Here is a 13411-nt window from a genome sequence, read left to right as displayed (position 1 = left end):
GTTAAGACTTTGAATTGAGTCTAGATAGCTTAACGATATTCTCTCAAGGGGAATCGCATACTAGAGAGAAGAAAATATTTTTTTAAAATCTAAAACAAAACTATCTAGCAAAGCGAAGCTTTCTTTTTCTCTTTGCAACTGAATAGCCTTGTCTACAGACGGTTCATCATAATGTTGCAGAATTTCAAAATAAAACTTTATTTTTGATTCTGTTCCTGAAGGTCTTACAATTAATTTACTTCCTTTGGAAAAGTAGTAACATAGCATAGACATTTTTGGAAAATCTAAGACATAAGAAGTATCTGAGATTAAATTGATACCAATACGCCGATTATAGTTTTCGAAACTTACTAATTCTTCTTTTTGTAAAGAAGGGAAATGTACTCCCAAGCTTTCCATATGCTTGAGTTTTTCTTTCATATGAGATTCTTCTTCCTGGAGAAATTCTATGGATTCTGTTTTATTCAGAAAATATCCATGGGCTTCATAAAGTTCTAAAATTGCATGGCGCAAAGTTTTTCCTAATAATTTTTGCTGTAAAGAGGCCTCTGCGATTAATGCAGAAGAAATAATAGCATCCTTATCTTCAACTTGATTGCCATAAAGGTAGCCATATGACTCTTCTGCGCCAAAAATAAAATTAAAAGGAGTATTTCGCCAAGCCTCAATCTTTTCTCCGATATATTTAAATCCAGTTCCAACATTTATAAGATCTGCCCCATAGTAATGAGTAATTGCAGTTAAAAGTTCTGTAGTTACAAGGCTTTTTACTACCTTATCGTTCGTAGTTAAGGGAGCTTTTTTAGATCGAGCCTTTAAAATATGATCCGCAAGCAAACATGCAATTTGATTTCCACTAAAACGATAAGGCCCCTCTTCTTCTAAACTGACAATTCCAACACGATCCGCATCTGGATCCGTGGCAATCAAAATGTCATCTCGATTTGCTATAAGCTGATTAATCCCAAGAGTTAGAGCTTCAGGATCTTCAGGATTTGGTAAACGCACCGTAGAAAAATTTCCATCAGGAATAGATTGTTCCTCAACAAGTTTCACTGAAGAATATCCCCAATTGTTTAAAACTTTGGGGATCATAGAAGTCCCCGTTCCATGTAAAGGAGTATAAGAAAGATGTAAAGTTCCTCCCGAAATGCGGTTGTCATTAGGATATAGCTGTAAAAATTTTACAGTATCTATATAGGCATCTTCATATTCTTTGCCGATCATATGAATACGAGGATCTTCTATAGAATTTACAGAAAGGATTTCCTCTACACCAGCACATTCCAAAATAATTTCTGCATCTAAAGGAGGGCGGACCTGGCCACCTGAAGCCATATACACTTTATAACCATTGTATTCAGGAGGATTATGAGAAGCTGTGATCATCACACCAGCGACAGCTTTCTTCTTACGAACAGTGAAAGAAACTAAAGCTAGGGGTTCAGGATTTTTAAAAAGAAAAACATGAATTCCATTTCCAGAAAAAACTTTAGCTGTTTCATGAGCAAACTCTTCGGAATGATGTCGTGTATCATAGCCTACAACAACTTTAAGAATACCTTTAGAGACATCATAATGACGATGCAACATCTGAGACAAACCTTGGGTTGTTCGGCGAACAGTAAAAGCGTTCATCCTATTTGTGCCGACTCCCATAAGACTACGAAGTCCTCCAGTTCCAAAAACTAAAGTTTCTCCGAAAAGCTCTTTCAATTGATCGGGATTTTCTTGCAACAATAGAATTATAAAGTCCTTCTCCTCTTGAGAGGAACTTCCAGATAACCAATTTAAAATATTTTTTGCTGTAGTTACATCATAAAGAGCTTTTATACGTTGCTGTAGCTGCTTCATTAAGGGGGGTCCTCATATCGGAGACTTTTGAGGATTTCATAAACATAAACGATCTTGAGTGGCAAGCAATTTCTCACAAGCTACTATAACGAACACGACTAAAAAACAGGACAGCCTATTGAAGAAAAGGCTAGGAATAAGCCACTAGTTTTGGGTTCTAACTCATAAAGAGAAGAAGGGTATGGACCTATAAAAAAAACCCCAACTCCACAACTCTTCCCGGAAAGAGATAAGAAAAGCTGGCAATCTTCTTCTCCATCAGGAATAGGCTCTCCAGGGAAAACCCAAAGATCCCTAACCAAAGACAACTTTGGACGATGAACGAGTTCTGCGGCAAATTGTGAAAGACGCCGTTTCTGAACCACAGATACAATCTCTGGGACAGAACGAAACACGTTTTCTCTCCAACGCACGTGATTTGTATTTTTTGATAGCTCGTTTACAAACTTTCGAATTGTTGTTTCTAATAAAAAACAATCTTTAAGAGGTACCAACGCTTCAAATAAAATAGACCCGTGATTTTGGAAATGGCGCAAGTGCTCGAGGTGTAAAACAAACCTCATACTTATCCAAATAAGGTGATAAAATCTAAAAGTACTATAGACTTTAAGCCTTTTTCCACCTATAAAAAACCTCTTAAATTAGTCAATAATAGCTCAATACAAAAGCTCATGAATACCATGATTAATATTAAAGAAATCGAATCCAAATTAAAATTTACTTTTACCCAACCTCAGCTCTTAATCACAGCTTTTACTCACCCTTCTTATCGAAATGAATCCTCATCTCTGATTAAAGACAATGAAAGGTTAGAATTCCTTGGGGACGCTGTTTTATGTTTAATTGTTACTGAGCACCTATTTCTTTTATTCCCAACATTAGAGGAGGGGGTGCTATCTACAGCACGTTCAGCCCTTATTAACACAAAAGCATGTAGCGGTTATGCCGAAGCACTAGGGATCTGTTCCCATCTCCTCCTAGGAAAAGGAGAAAAACTACAGAAAGAGCGCGGAAAGCTTTCTTCCCAAGCAAACTTATTTGAATCGATTTTGGGAGCTATTTACCTCGATGGAGGACTATCTCCTGCTCGTCAGCTTGCAGTTCCTCTTCTTCCATCCAAAGAGAAAATCCAACCTTTAATGTCTGGTAATCCTAAAAACTGTCTACAACAATTTACTCAAAAACATCTAAGAACTCTTCCAAATTATCAAGCAAAACTCCACACTCACAATAACGAAATGACAGGTTATCATGTTCAAGTTTTTATCCATGATGAACTCTGGGGAGAAGGTTTTGCCACCTCAAAAAAAGAAGCAGAAAAATTAGCAGCTCAACAAGCCTTAGAAATACATGGCAACAAAAATTAAAACTCAATGGACTTGTAACACATGTGGAGCAAGTACTCTAAAATGGCAAGGACAATGTCCCGACTGCTTAAACTGGAATACTCTTATTGAAGAGCGGGTAGTCTCTACTCGTCGAGACTCTTCTTCAATATCTGAAATCTCAGCAGTCTCCTTAAGTGCTGTTGAGCTTCAAGAGGAGGAACGTGTATTCATAGACAGAGCAGGTTGGGATAGGATTTTTGGTGGAGGGGTAGTTCGAGGAAGTATCTCACTCCTTGGAGGAGATCCTGGTATTGGGAAGTCTACTTTGCTCTTACAAATCTCAGGAAGACTGGCATCTCAAGGACTAAAAGTTCTTTATGTTTGTGGAGAAGAGTCTGTAACTCAAACATCTTTACGTGCTAGACGTTTAAAAATAGTAAATTCTCTGATCTATCTTTATCCAGAAACAAACTTAGAAAACATCAAACAACAGATATCTCTTTTATCTCCCGATGTCCTGATCATTGATTCTATTCAAATTATGTTTAATCCTTTATTGAACTCTTCTCCAGGATCTGTAGCACAAGTTCGAGAAGTTACTGCTGAGCTTATGCGTATAGCAAAACAATCCCATATTACAACATTTGTCATTGGCCATGTTACGAAATCAGGAGAAATTGCTGGACCTCGAGTTTTGGAGCATCTTGTCGATACAGTTTTGTACTTCGAAGGGAATTCTCAAATGAATTATAGAATGGTTCGCTCCGTTAAAAATCGTTTCGGCCCGACTAACGAACTTCTTATTCTTTCTATGCATACTGATGGTTTAAAGGAGGTCTTGAATCCTTCAGGACTTTTCCTACAAGAGAAGTCTGTAGCAACTACTGGTTCTATTATTACTCCAATTGTTGAGGGTTCAGGAACTTTGCTCATAGAACTACAAGCTCTAGTTTCTTCTTCCCCTTTTACAAATCCAATTCGAAAGACTTCGGGTTTTGATCCCAACCGATTTTCTCTTCTCTTAGCAGTATTAGAAAAACGTGTGCGAGTAAAACTTTTCACTATGGACGTCTTCTTATCGATTACTGGGGGATTAAAAATTACAGAACCTGCGGCAGATCTCGGAGTTTTACTTGCTGTAATTTCTTCTTTACACAACACACTTCCCCCTAAAGACTTTACTTTTATTGGAGAGGTTGGTTTAGGAGGAGAAATTCGACACGTCACCCATTTAGAACGCCGTCTCAAAGAAAGTAAATTGATGGGTTTTAAGGGAGCTGTTATTCCTGAAGGGCAGATTTCGGGTCTCCCGAAAGAAAATTCTGAAAACTTCGTAATACAAGGAGTGAAAACAATACAAGATGCCATCCTCCTCCTCAGCTAATTCTCTATTTCAAGATTTACGTGCAGGAAAAGCTTCTTTAAAGATAGCCTCTCGAAGCTCTGCTTTAGCAAAAGCCCAAGTATACGAGTGTGTAGATTTATTAAAGAAACATTATCCTGCACTGCGCTTTGAACTTATAACAACGACAACAAAAGGAGATCGGGATAAGAAAACATCTTTACGTCTAGTAGAAAACTCAAATTTTTTTACTAAAGATGTTGATGATCTTGTTTCCCAAGGAAAATGTCACATAGCTATCCACTCTGCTAAAGATCTTCCAGCTATTTCAAATCTTCCTATAGTTGCTATAACACAAAGTCTTCATCCTGCAGATCTTTTAATCTATGCAAATCGCCATGAAGGGTACCCCCCTCCCTCTCTAAATCTTCGTCTTGGCAGCTCTTCCATACGTCGAGCAGAAACCCTAAAAAAACTTTTTCCTTTAGGACAAGTTTTGGATATTCGAGGGACTATCGAGGAGCGCTTACAACAACTTGAAGACGGTAAATATGATGCCATAGTCCTAGCGAAAGCTGCGGCTTTAAGACTTCATTTGACTTTCAGTTGTAGCCAAGAACTCCCTCCTCCCTATCATCCCCTTCAAGGTTGCCTTGCCATTACTGCTCGCTATTCTCTAGATCTATGGACTTCTTTTCTTTCTCCACTTCACAACACATATTATTCAAATCTATTTTTGAAAAAAATCGTTTTAAATATATCTAATTAATAGTATTATAATTGTGTTTAAAAACTAAATTAGATGCGCGGATAATATGTTAATTCCAAGTCATAATCACGCTATTTCTCAAGATCGCACTCAACAAGTTGAGTCAAAAAGCATTTCTATTCCATATTCTATGAAACCACCGAGTGGATGTAAATTTATTCCACTAACCCTTCCCCTGGTAGGACTAGTTTATGCAGTATGTTTATACCGAAAAGCAAAACAAGATCTCAAAATAATTTCTTCTGAGCTTGGTTATACACCACAAGCTACGTGTCACAATAAGCAGTGCAAAATTCTTGCCAAAGATCGATTTGCTCCTGTAGTTGTTGCAGTTTTTGGAGGACTTGGTCTGCTTCTTCCAGTTCTCCTCATTATTACTCTTGTTAATATGATTAAAGCATTAATCTGTCACTGCCGTACTCACTGCGGATTTTCTAAACAAACTAAACCACATAAATCATAACAGTTCTTCAAGGTTGGTTTTTAATATTTTTTGAAGCCTAAAGAAGATATTTTCTCTTATTATAAATATTTTTTCGCAAACTACAATTAGTTACATGCGTAATGATAATAAATTAGGATTTGCACTGTACCCACCGTTATGCAAACAAACCTAAATTTATTTGATATGAATACTTTAATCTCCCTTAAGACTATAAAATTTCTTCTTTCAAATTAAGATAAATAAAATGCTTTCTTAAGTATTTTTGCGAAAATTATTAAAAATACTTTCTATATTCTAGAATAAGTAAATTAAAAGAATTTTTTTGAAATCCCTATTTAAAATCATTCTCTGTAGCGATTTCATCGCTTCTTTGTGTGCGAGTTTATCCTGACAAAATCTTGATTAAAAAAATTTTTTAACATATCATTTTTTGCGATTTAAAAATTTTTTTGACAAAGACAGCCGTGCCAATTATCACACTTCCAGCTCATCAACATACTTTTCTTGACGGATCAAAACAATATGTTGAGGAGATGAATATATCAATTTATGGCTACTATGAGTATCATGAGTTCTTTCGATTAATTCCAGTATTTGGCCTGTTTTACTCAGTATACCTTCTAGTGCAAGCTATCGAGGAAAGTAGAAGATTGAATAAAAGCATGCCCTATAAACCTACAGAGGTTTGTAAAAACAAACTCTGTTCTTCAATTCCTATTAAACGCTATGCAGAAGCATGTTTGGCATTTTGGGGAGGTTTAGGAGTCTTACTTACTGTCCATCTTATCCATTTGATCATTCTCACCATCTTAAAAATTTTTAGAGCACTATTTAGAATTACCTGTCACTGCTGTTTAAGTTGCTGCTAAATACCCCCAGAGACCTATCTGAAGCAATTTAAACCTTTCTCGACAAAAAATTATTGATTCCCTACCTTCCTTCTTCAATTTAAAAAAGGAATCTAAGGAAATCTTATGTTAACAGTTGTTCTTCCAGCACATATGCATACACATCCAAATGGAAGTAATTCCTCTGTAGAGAAAGTCTCTATTAAAGTCTGGAGTTATCCTAAACATCACAACATCATGCGGACTATTCCGTTATTTGGTTTATTTTATGCTGTCTATCTTTGCATACAAGCAAGAAAAGAAAATAAGTTCATCCGCAGCCAACTCCCCTACACACCAACAGACAATTGTGAAAACCCAGTATGTGCTGAAATTTTAAACCAACGTTTTGGAGAGGCAGTTTTAGCCTTTTGCGGAGGTTTTGGTGTTCTCTGTTTTATTTATTTTTTATATAAAATTATTCTTGTAGTGAGTCGTATTTTGAAAAGTTTCTGTTGCTGTTGTTTCAAAGAAACAAAAGAAAAAACTAAAGAACCATACCTAGAGATGTCTATTTTATAAAATTTTTATTTAAAATTTATAATACTTAAATCTTTTTCTTAATTTTAAATATTAGAAAAAGATGTGGAAGTGTTTTTTGCATTTCCTAAACATGCTGAGCTTTCCAATTTTATAGGAAACTTTTTGTATACAGGCTAGTAGATGCGACTATTTTTGAAATCATGTAATATAAAACTAATAAGCCCTAAGTGGCTGTCTGCTTTTTACTAGGCTTTTTTAATATAAAGTCTTCTGTTCGAAACTTTTAGGAAACAAAAATGACTTACACACCCTATCAAGTCTCCTCAAGGAAATATCGTCCTCAAACTTTTGTGGAGATTCTAGGTCAGGATTCCATTGTTACTGTATTAAAAAATGCACTACTTTTGAAACGTTCAGCACATGCTTATATTTTTTCAGGAATTCGAGGCACAGGAAAAACAACACTAGCAAGAATTTTTGCTAAAGCCCTTAATTGTTCAAAGCTCGATTCTCAAGGAGAACCTTGTAACATTTGTTCTTCTTGTAGAGAAATCACTTCAGGATCTTCTTTAGATGTTATTGAAATTGACGGAGCTTCTCATAGAGGCATAGAAGATATTCGACAAATTAACGAAACTATGGTCTTTGCTCCAGCAAAATCGTCATGTAAAATTTATATCATAGACGAAGTACATATGTTAACAAAAGAAGCATTCAATGCTTTGTTAAAAACACTAGAGGAGCCTCCCCAACATGTAAAATTTTTTTTAGCAACAACAGAAATTCATAAGATTCCTAATACGATTTTAAGTCGTTGCCAAAAAATGCACCTTAAAAGAATTCCTGACACCATAATTGTAAAAAAACTTTTTACTATGGCTAAAGATCATGCTTTAACAATTTCTGAAGAAGCTCTTCTTCCCATAGCTCGATCCGCTCAAGGAAGTCTTCGTGATGCGGAATCACTTTTTGACTATGTTATAGCATTATTACCAAATGAAATAACTCCACAAACTGTAGCCGACGCCCTAGGTATTGCATCTTTCGACACATTACAAGCTCTCGATATAGCTATCCGTACAGGAAATTATCTAAAAGCTCTGCAACCAATAACACTGCTCATTAATTCTGGAGTGGCTCCTATAACATTTCTTCATGACTTAACCTTATTTTATCGAGATCTTCTTCTTTCTCAAAACCAGCCCAACACATCTTTCAAAGATCAAACAACAATACAATATGATTCAGAACAACTTTTAGAAGTCATTGATTTTCTTGGAGAGTCAGCAAAACACATTCAACATACAATCTTTGAAAAGACATTTTTAGAAACCGTAATTATTCATCTCATAAGAATTTTTCATAGACCCTCTCTCTCTAAACTCATCTCTACAATACAAGACACACAGAGATTAACTTGTCAGGAAGCAGATACTTCTAAAAATACTTCACCTTCAAGCTCTCTTTTTTCAGAGAACCACTATCAAGAACAAAGTTTTCTATCTCATCCAACAGCAGAGATTTTACCTCAACAAGAGATGAAAGAAAGTAAACCAGAAAAAAAAACACCTTCAATATTGGAATCAGCAAAAATAGATACACTACTACAATTTTCTGCTGTAGAATTTTCAGGAATTTTAACTAAGGAATAATCATATGGGCAGCGGATATGCAAAAAAGAAAAAAGAAGCTAAAATGATGGAACAACATTTTGCGGAGATGGAAGCTGCTTTGTTACAAAAGCGCTACACAGGTCAAGCAGGAAATGGTCTTGTTTCTATAGTGATCAATGGAAAGTACGATATTATTTCAGTAAAAGTACAACCCAAATGCTTAGACCCTGAAGATTCTGAAATCGTTGAAGATTTATTTCGGGCAGCTTTTCAAAATGCTAAACAACAACTTGATGAAGAAATGTCTACAATGCGTTCTACTATGGCATTTTAAGCTAATAAAAGTTTAACTTCCTCGCAAGTTTTTGCTCGAAATAGTCTATCAGCAAACTCTAAACACAGATTCATATCTAGACCAGCAAGACACTGTCGTAATTCAGAAATTATAGGTATAGCTACAGATAATTCTTGAACCCCCAATCCCACGAATAGGGGAGCTAATTGCAATTGCCCTGCGGCTTCACCACATATACTTACGGGAATATTTTTTTGTTTAGCAAAGAATGTTACATGTCGGATCATACGTATGACCGCGGGAGATAAGTCTACGTCTAGATATGAAGGTAGAGAAGCGTCTCTAGATACTCCTAAAGTATACTGAGTCAAATCATTTGTCCCAATTGTAACAAAATCACATTCATCGAGAATTTCTTCTATCAGCCAAACTGCGGAAGGCAACTCTATCATACTTCCCCAAAGAAGATTTTTCATATGGGATGTGGTGCCTTGTTCTTGAGCAATCTTAAAGCAAAATTCTTTAATTTTTAAAATCTCTACAACATCAGACACTCCTGGAAGGAGAATTTTCATTACGTTATTTTCCGAAGCTTCTAAAATAGCTCCCAATTGATCTGTTAAAATTTTCGGGGATGTTAGTAAATAGCGAACAGATCGTTCACAGGATCTTTGGTCTCCTGGACAAGGTTTATCCTGACAAAAATCGAATAAACGCAAAACAGAAGGCTTACTTCGTTTTGAAAAACTTGCTAACTGCTTATACACCGCCACTTGTTCCTGAACTGAAGGTATACGCCTCAAGGCTAGGGCTAAAAACTCCGATCGAAATAATCCAATAGAAATCTCTGGGGAATATTCAGCCAAAATGGAAAGATCTTGCAAACTTCCTGCATGTGAAGCTACCGATGTGGGAATTGGTACTGTAGAAACTGACGACAGCAAGGGTTTAGCAGCTACAGTATAACTTTTTTGTTCATAGCGGTTTTGTAATGTTTTAGGTTTAGGATTAAAGATTAACTCACCACGAATCCCATCTACTAAGACAAGCTTACCACTATACTCTTTAGCTTGTTCCCAAAGTTCTTCAGGAAGATTTGCCAAATAAGGAATATTTTTTGCTCGAGAAACTATTGCAGTGTGAGATGTTACAGCTCCTATTAAAGAAACAAATCCACGAATATAGGCGGGATTCGCACTAGCAACTTCTGAAGGAGTAAGTTCTTTAGCAAAAACGATAATATTTTGATCTGATTCCCCCAAAGAACTTTTATGCTGACAGCAAAGATGTCCAATCACACGATTTGAAATATCATGAATATCTTGAACACGATCTACAACAACAGAAGAATTCTGAGCTGCCGACAAAGATTCTTCGATTTTTCCCATTACTGAAGAAAAGACATACTCAGCATTTTTTCGATCCTTACGAATTGTATTAACAACTTCTTCTGTTAGCAAAGGATCTTTGATAATTTCCAAGTGTGCTTGTAAAATGGAAGAAACTTCGCAAAGCTCTTGTTTTCCTACGATTTCTTGTTCTAAAGCAGCAATATCTGATTTAGAACGATTCAAAGCCTTATAATAACGATGTATTTCATGCTCGACTTCTTCTTGAGGCAGAGTGAGCTCACGAATATGTAAAGGCGAAGTCTCCAAAAAAAAAGCTTTTCCCAAAGCAATTCCAGGAACTATGGCTTTTCCTGAAATCCGCCATTCTTCAACGCTATCTTTCAAAGACTTAGGGGCGCACATTTATAACTCTCCAAAGCCAGTTTCAAAAGCATTTTGTAATTTTTCCAAAATACGCTGAACATCTTGGATATCTTGACCTCGAACAGAAACAAGTACCTCGCCTCCCTGAGGGGCTCCCAGCATCAAAATACTCATAATACTCTTTGCGTTAATTGTTTTCTTATCAAAAGAGAAACTAACTTCACACTTTTCCCCATCGAGTAAACGAACTATCGTTCCTGCGGGACGCACATGAATTCCTGAAAGATTTCTAACAGTACAGATTACTGATCTCTCACTTATATTTTCAAACGTCGAATCGGTATTTTCATAATCTGTATACAATAGACTGTGTTGAATATTTTTATCTGTCATACACATTTTCGCTATGCAAATAAGCCTCTAACCAAGATAAGAAAGAAGGGAAGAATCCAGTTTTAAGTTGTAAAACCTCTAAATTTTCTATCCCAAAACAATCACGCTCTTGTTCACCGATTATAATACTCGGAGAAGAAAAATTCCCGCAAATCTCTGGATCTAAAAGAAAACATTGGTATGTTAAAGGCTCTTCATAACCATAAAAAGGAAATAGTCCCAAAGAGCAACAATCATTTTCAGGATAAATGTAGCCTAATTTTACTAGTTGTTGTCGTAATTTTTGCTGAACTTTTGCTAAAGAACGATACGAAAGAATACCTTCGTCTTCCAATTTACTAAACCCATTGTGTACAGAAAAGAAACGCCGATAATGATCATCTCTTAATAGAGGAAAGCTTCGCTCATCTAAATCCATCAAGGGGGGTTCTCCCTGAAAGCAACAACGTTCTTCTTGAAATATATAGAGCATCTTCACATCAAAAGGTCCTTGAGCAGTCCGACAAAGATAGACCTCCAAAGTTTCTAATAGAGAAAAAAAACGACAAATACCGGGAAATTCCTTATTCTCAAAAGCTAAAATAGAACTCCAGTACTCCAAAAAAAAATCTAAGCGATCTTGTTTTGCTAACCCCATCAATTCAAACCAACCTCGAGGTAAACGAGGGGCTATCTGTGAAACATCATTCCAAGACATTTCTTTGCGAAGCTGCTCTACAGAAAGAACTTCTAAAAGAGGAACATTGAGGGTTTCCGAAGTTAAACTATATGCGAACTTTCTCATTCCCATTCCCTAAAATTCTAAAATCCTGGACAACTTACGGAAAAACTAAGTGTCAAAACTTTCAACAGAAACATCCCTTATTTCTGTGTGCTCTTTACTGGCTAGCTGGAACAATAGCTCGAACCTATCCTGATTGTGGAGCTTTGATTCTTTTATTTTTGTGTCCTTTCTTTTCTTACAATCTAAAAGAAAGGACGCTTCAAGGTTTATGTTGGCTTATTCCTTTATTAATAACTCCACCGGTTCAAAGTTTTCATGAAGGATTTGTCTCAGGAACCTTCAGAATACATCATGCTTGTCAAGAGAATGTCTACTATGGGGAAGCCTTGAATCTTTATACTCTTTGTGGAAAAACTCTTTATAATCTTCCTTGCAAAATCTTATCGAAATCTTACTTAGAACCAAAACGCACTTATCTACTAAAAGGGACATTACATCATACACCCCAAATTATTTTTAAGTCTAATGCTAGCAACCACGAACTCTCTAAACCCAAACCTCTTACTATAAAAGAAAGATTAAGAAAGCTCTGCTTTCTTCGCCTACAAAACCGATTCTCTAAAGAAAATTCTAAGGCTTTTGTCTTAAGTCTCATTCTTGGTTTCCCACTTCCTAAAGATCTGAGTTTATTATTTCGATCAAAAGGGCTTTCTCATCTTTTTGCTATTTCTGGATGGCATTTTTCCCTATTTGCTTCTGTCTTAGAATTATTCTTATCTATTTTTACCTTAAAAACTAAAAAATTTATAAGTTTCGTAGTGCTGACTCTCTTAATGAGTGTATTGCCTTTTTCGCCCTCCGTATGGCGAGCTTGGATTTCAATATCTTTATTTTGCCTTTCCCCTTATTTTTTAGGATCTTGTTCAGGACTTAATCGCTTAGGGCTTGGCTTTCTTATATGTTCTCAATTTTTTCCTATTATATCTCCAGCTTTTGCTTTAAGTTTTCTTGCAACCTTAGGAATACAACTTTTCTTTTTTCCAATATATTCCTTCCTCTATACCCCCTGGACTATTTTGTTCTCTCCATTTTGGTTACGCCCTATTCGTTACCTCTTAAGTGTAATTTCTGTATCACTGTCTGTGCAAATTTTTCTTTTTTTACCTCTAATACAATTTTTTGGAAGTTTTGTTCTTGACGGACTTATCTATAATTTATTTTTTCCTTTACTACTTCTTCCATTGATTGTTCTTATTTTGAGTTCTATAATCATTCCTTTACTTGTTCCTTTTACAGAAACCATTATTTCCTGGTTGCTCGCACATCCATGGCTTCACAGAACAGAGATCCTCTCACCTTTATCTTTTTCTTCTCCTCTATCTCCTAGATTTTTGACCCTTATTTCGCTAACTCTATTCATTCTTGGAGTATTTTTAACAAAAACGACTTCTACAAAATCGAAAGATTCTTTCTCAGCCTTTATTCATAATTTCTAACGTCAATAATCTTATTTTATGATAAAAACTTTCATGAAGATTAGATATCTACCTATCAAAGAAAATC

The 13411-nt window shown here is 35.8% G+C and carries 14 protein-coding genes; 9 read left to right on the top strand and 5 right to left on the bottom strand.

What is annotated here, in order from left to right:
- Positions 1-60: 60 nt before the first annotated feature.
- Positions 61-1854 carry a phospho-sugar mutase gene (locus tag JMS40_RS02915; RefSeq protein WP_201456784.1) on the bottom strand — a complete coding sequence of 598 codons (1794 nt, stop codon included), beginning with the start codon at positions 1852-1854 and terminating at the stop codon, positions 61-63.
- Positions 1855-1952: 98 nt separating this feature from the next.
- Entirely contained in the window at positions 1953-2417 is a 465-nt protein-coding gene (locus JMS40_RS02910; protein WP_201456783.1) for a DUF5070 domain-containing protein, read from the bottom strand.
- A 108-nt stretch (positions 2418-2525) separates the two neighbouring features.
- On the opposite strand from JMS40_RS02910, the gene rnc reads away from it, so the two are divergent.
- From rnc to JMS40_RS02870, 8 genes are all read left to right on the top strand, one after another.
- Positions 2526-3221 carry a ribonuclease III gene (rnc, locus tag JMS40_RS02905; RefSeq protein WP_201456782.1) on the top strand — a complete coding sequence of 232 codons (696 nt, stop codon included), beginning with the start codon at positions 2526-2528 and terminating at the stop codon, positions 3219-3221.
- Positions 3205-4566, top strand: coding sequence for a DNA repair protein RadA (gene radA / locus JMS40_RS02900; protein ID WP_201456781.1), 1362 nt, complete (start codon positions 3205-3207; stop codon positions 4564-4566). Before rnc ends, radA begins: the two co-directional genes overlap by 17 nt.
- Complete coding sequence (locus JMS40_RS02895; RefSeq protein WP_201456780.1) at positions 4544-5293, top strand: hydroxymethylbilane synthase; 750 nt, start codon at positions 4544-4546, stop codon at positions 5291-5293. The genes radA and JMS40_RS02895 overlap by 23 nt, the downstream gene beginning before the upstream one ends.
- 46 nt (positions 5294-5339) lie before the next feature.
- Positions 5340-5756: a hypothetical protein gene (locus tag JMS40_RS02890; protein WP_201456779.1), complete on the top strand. Its 417-nt coding sequence runs from the start codon at positions 5340-5342 to the stop codon at positions 5754-5756.
- A 431-nt stretch (positions 5757-6187) separates the two neighbouring features.
- Complete coding sequence (locus tag JMS40_RS02885) at positions 6188-6607, top strand: hypothetical protein (protein WP_201456778.1); 420 nt, start codon at positions 6188-6190, stop codon at positions 6605-6607.
- Between the two features lie 105 nt (positions 6608-6712).
- A complete protein-coding gene (locus JMS40_RS02880; RefSeq protein ID WP_201456777.1) occupies positions 6713-7147 on the top strand; it encodes a hypothetical protein in 435 nt (144 codons plus the stop codon).
- 257 nt (positions 7148-7404) lie between these two features.
- On the top strand, positions 7405-8760 hold the full coding sequence (gene dnaX, locus JMS40_RS02875; RefSeq protein WP_201456776.1) for a DNA polymerase III subunit gamma/tau: 1356 nt from the start codon (positions 7405-7407) through the stop codon (positions 8758-8760).
- Positions 8761-8764: 4 nt separating this feature from the next.
- Entirely contained in the window at positions 8765-9055 is a 291-nt protein-coding gene (locus JMS40_RS02870; protein WP_201456775.1) for a YbaB/EbfC family nucleoid-associated protein, read from the top strand.
- Here the strand turns inward: JMS40_RS02870 and ptsP are convergent.
- From ptsP to JMS40_RS02855, 3 genes are read right to left on the bottom strand one after another with little or no spacing between them, the layout of a single operon-like run.
- A complete protein-coding gene (ptsP, locus tag JMS40_RS02865; RefSeq protein WP_201456774.1) occupies positions 9052-10770 on the bottom strand; it encodes a phosphoenolpyruvate--protein phosphotransferase in 1719 nt (572 codons plus the stop codon). The two genes, JMS40_RS02870 and ptsP, sit on opposite strands and share 4 nt — an antisense overlap.
- Positions 10771-11124, bottom strand: coding sequence for an HPr family phosphocarrier protein (locus JMS40_RS02860; RefSeq protein ID WP_201456773.1), 354 nt, complete (start codon positions 11122-11124; stop codon positions 10771-10773).
- Positions 11114-11908: a hypothetical protein gene (locus JMS40_RS02855; protein ID WP_201456772.1), complete on the bottom strand. Its 795-nt coding sequence runs from the start codon at positions 11906-11908 to the stop codon at positions 11114-11116. The genes JMS40_RS02860 and JMS40_RS02855 overlap by 11 nt, the downstream gene beginning before the upstream one ends.
- Between JMS40_RS02855 and JMS40_RS02850 the strand changes: the two genes are divergently transcribed.
- Positions 11893-13344, top strand: coding sequence for a ComEC/Rec2 family competence protein (locus JMS40_RS02850; RefSeq protein ID WP_201456771.1), 1452 nt, complete (start codon positions 11893-11895; stop codon positions 13342-13344). The genes JMS40_RS02855 and JMS40_RS02850 overlap by 16 nt on opposite strands.
- Positions 13345-13411: the final 67 nt, after the last annotated feature.

The organism is Chlamydia sp. 17-3921 (genome assembly GCF_902705545.1).
Classification (GTDB): Bacteria; Chlamydiota; Chlamydiia; order Chlamydiales; family Chlamydiaceae; genus Chlamydia.
Note: the sequence above shows the minus strand (reverse complement) of the source record. Positions and strands in the feature narration are given on the sequence as shown.

What these genes read in the sequence shown, in the direction of transcription:
- JMS40_RS02880 (WP_201456777.1), top strand. Translation starts at nt 6,713, where the DNA reads ATGTTAACAGTTGTTCTTCCAGCACATATGCATACACATCCAAATGGA.
- JMS40_RS02855 (WP_201456772.1), bottom strand. Translation starts at nt 11,908, where the DNA reads ATGAGAAAGTTCGCATATAGTTTAACTTCGGAAACCCTCAATGTTCCT.
- JMS40_RS02910 (WP_201456783.1), bottom strand. Translation starts at nt 2,417, where the DNA reads ATGAGGTTTGTTTTACACCTCGAGCACTTGCGCCATTTCCAAAATCAC.
- JMS40_RS02850 (WP_201456771.1), top strand. Translation starts at nt 11,893, where the DNA reads ATGCGAACTTTCTCATTCCCATTCCCTAAAATTCTAAAATCCTGGACA.
- ptsP (WP_201456774.1), bottom strand. Translation starts at nt 10,770, where the DNA reads ATGTGCGCCCCTAAGTCTTTGAAAGATAGCGTTGAAGAATGGCGGATT.
- radA (WP_201456781.1), top strand. Translation starts at nt 3,205, where the DNA reads ATGGCAACAAAAATTAAAACTCAATGGACTTGTAACACATGTGGAGCA.
- JMS40_RS02895 (WP_201456780.1), top strand. Translation starts at nt 4,544, where the DNA reads ATGCCATCCTCCTCCTCAGCTAATTCTCTATTTCAAGATTTACGTGCA.
- dnaX (WP_201456776.1), top strand. Translation starts at nt 7,405, where the DNA reads ATGACTTACACACCCTATCAAGTCTCCTCAAGGAAATATCGTCCTCAA.
- JMS40_RS02915 (WP_201456784.1), bottom strand. Translation starts at nt 1,854, where the DNA reads ATGAAGCAGCTACAGCAACGTATAAAAGCTCTTTATGATGTAACTACA.
- JMS40_RS02890 (WP_201456779.1), top strand. Translation starts at nt 5,340, where the DNA reads ATGTTAATTCCAAGTCATAATCACGCTATTTCTCAAGATCGCACTCAA.
- rnc (WP_201456782.1), top strand. Translation starts at nt 2,526, where the DNA reads ATGAATACCATGATTAATATTAAAGAAATCGAATCCAAATTAAAATTT.
- JMS40_RS02860 (WP_201456773.1), bottom strand. Translation starts at nt 11,124, where the DNA reads ATGACAGATAAAAATATTCAACACAGTCTATTGTATACAGATTATGAA.
- JMS40_RS02870 (WP_201456775.1), top strand. Translation starts at nt 8,765, where the DNA reads ATGGGCAGCGGATATGCAAAAAAGAAAAAAGAAGCTAAAATGATGGAA.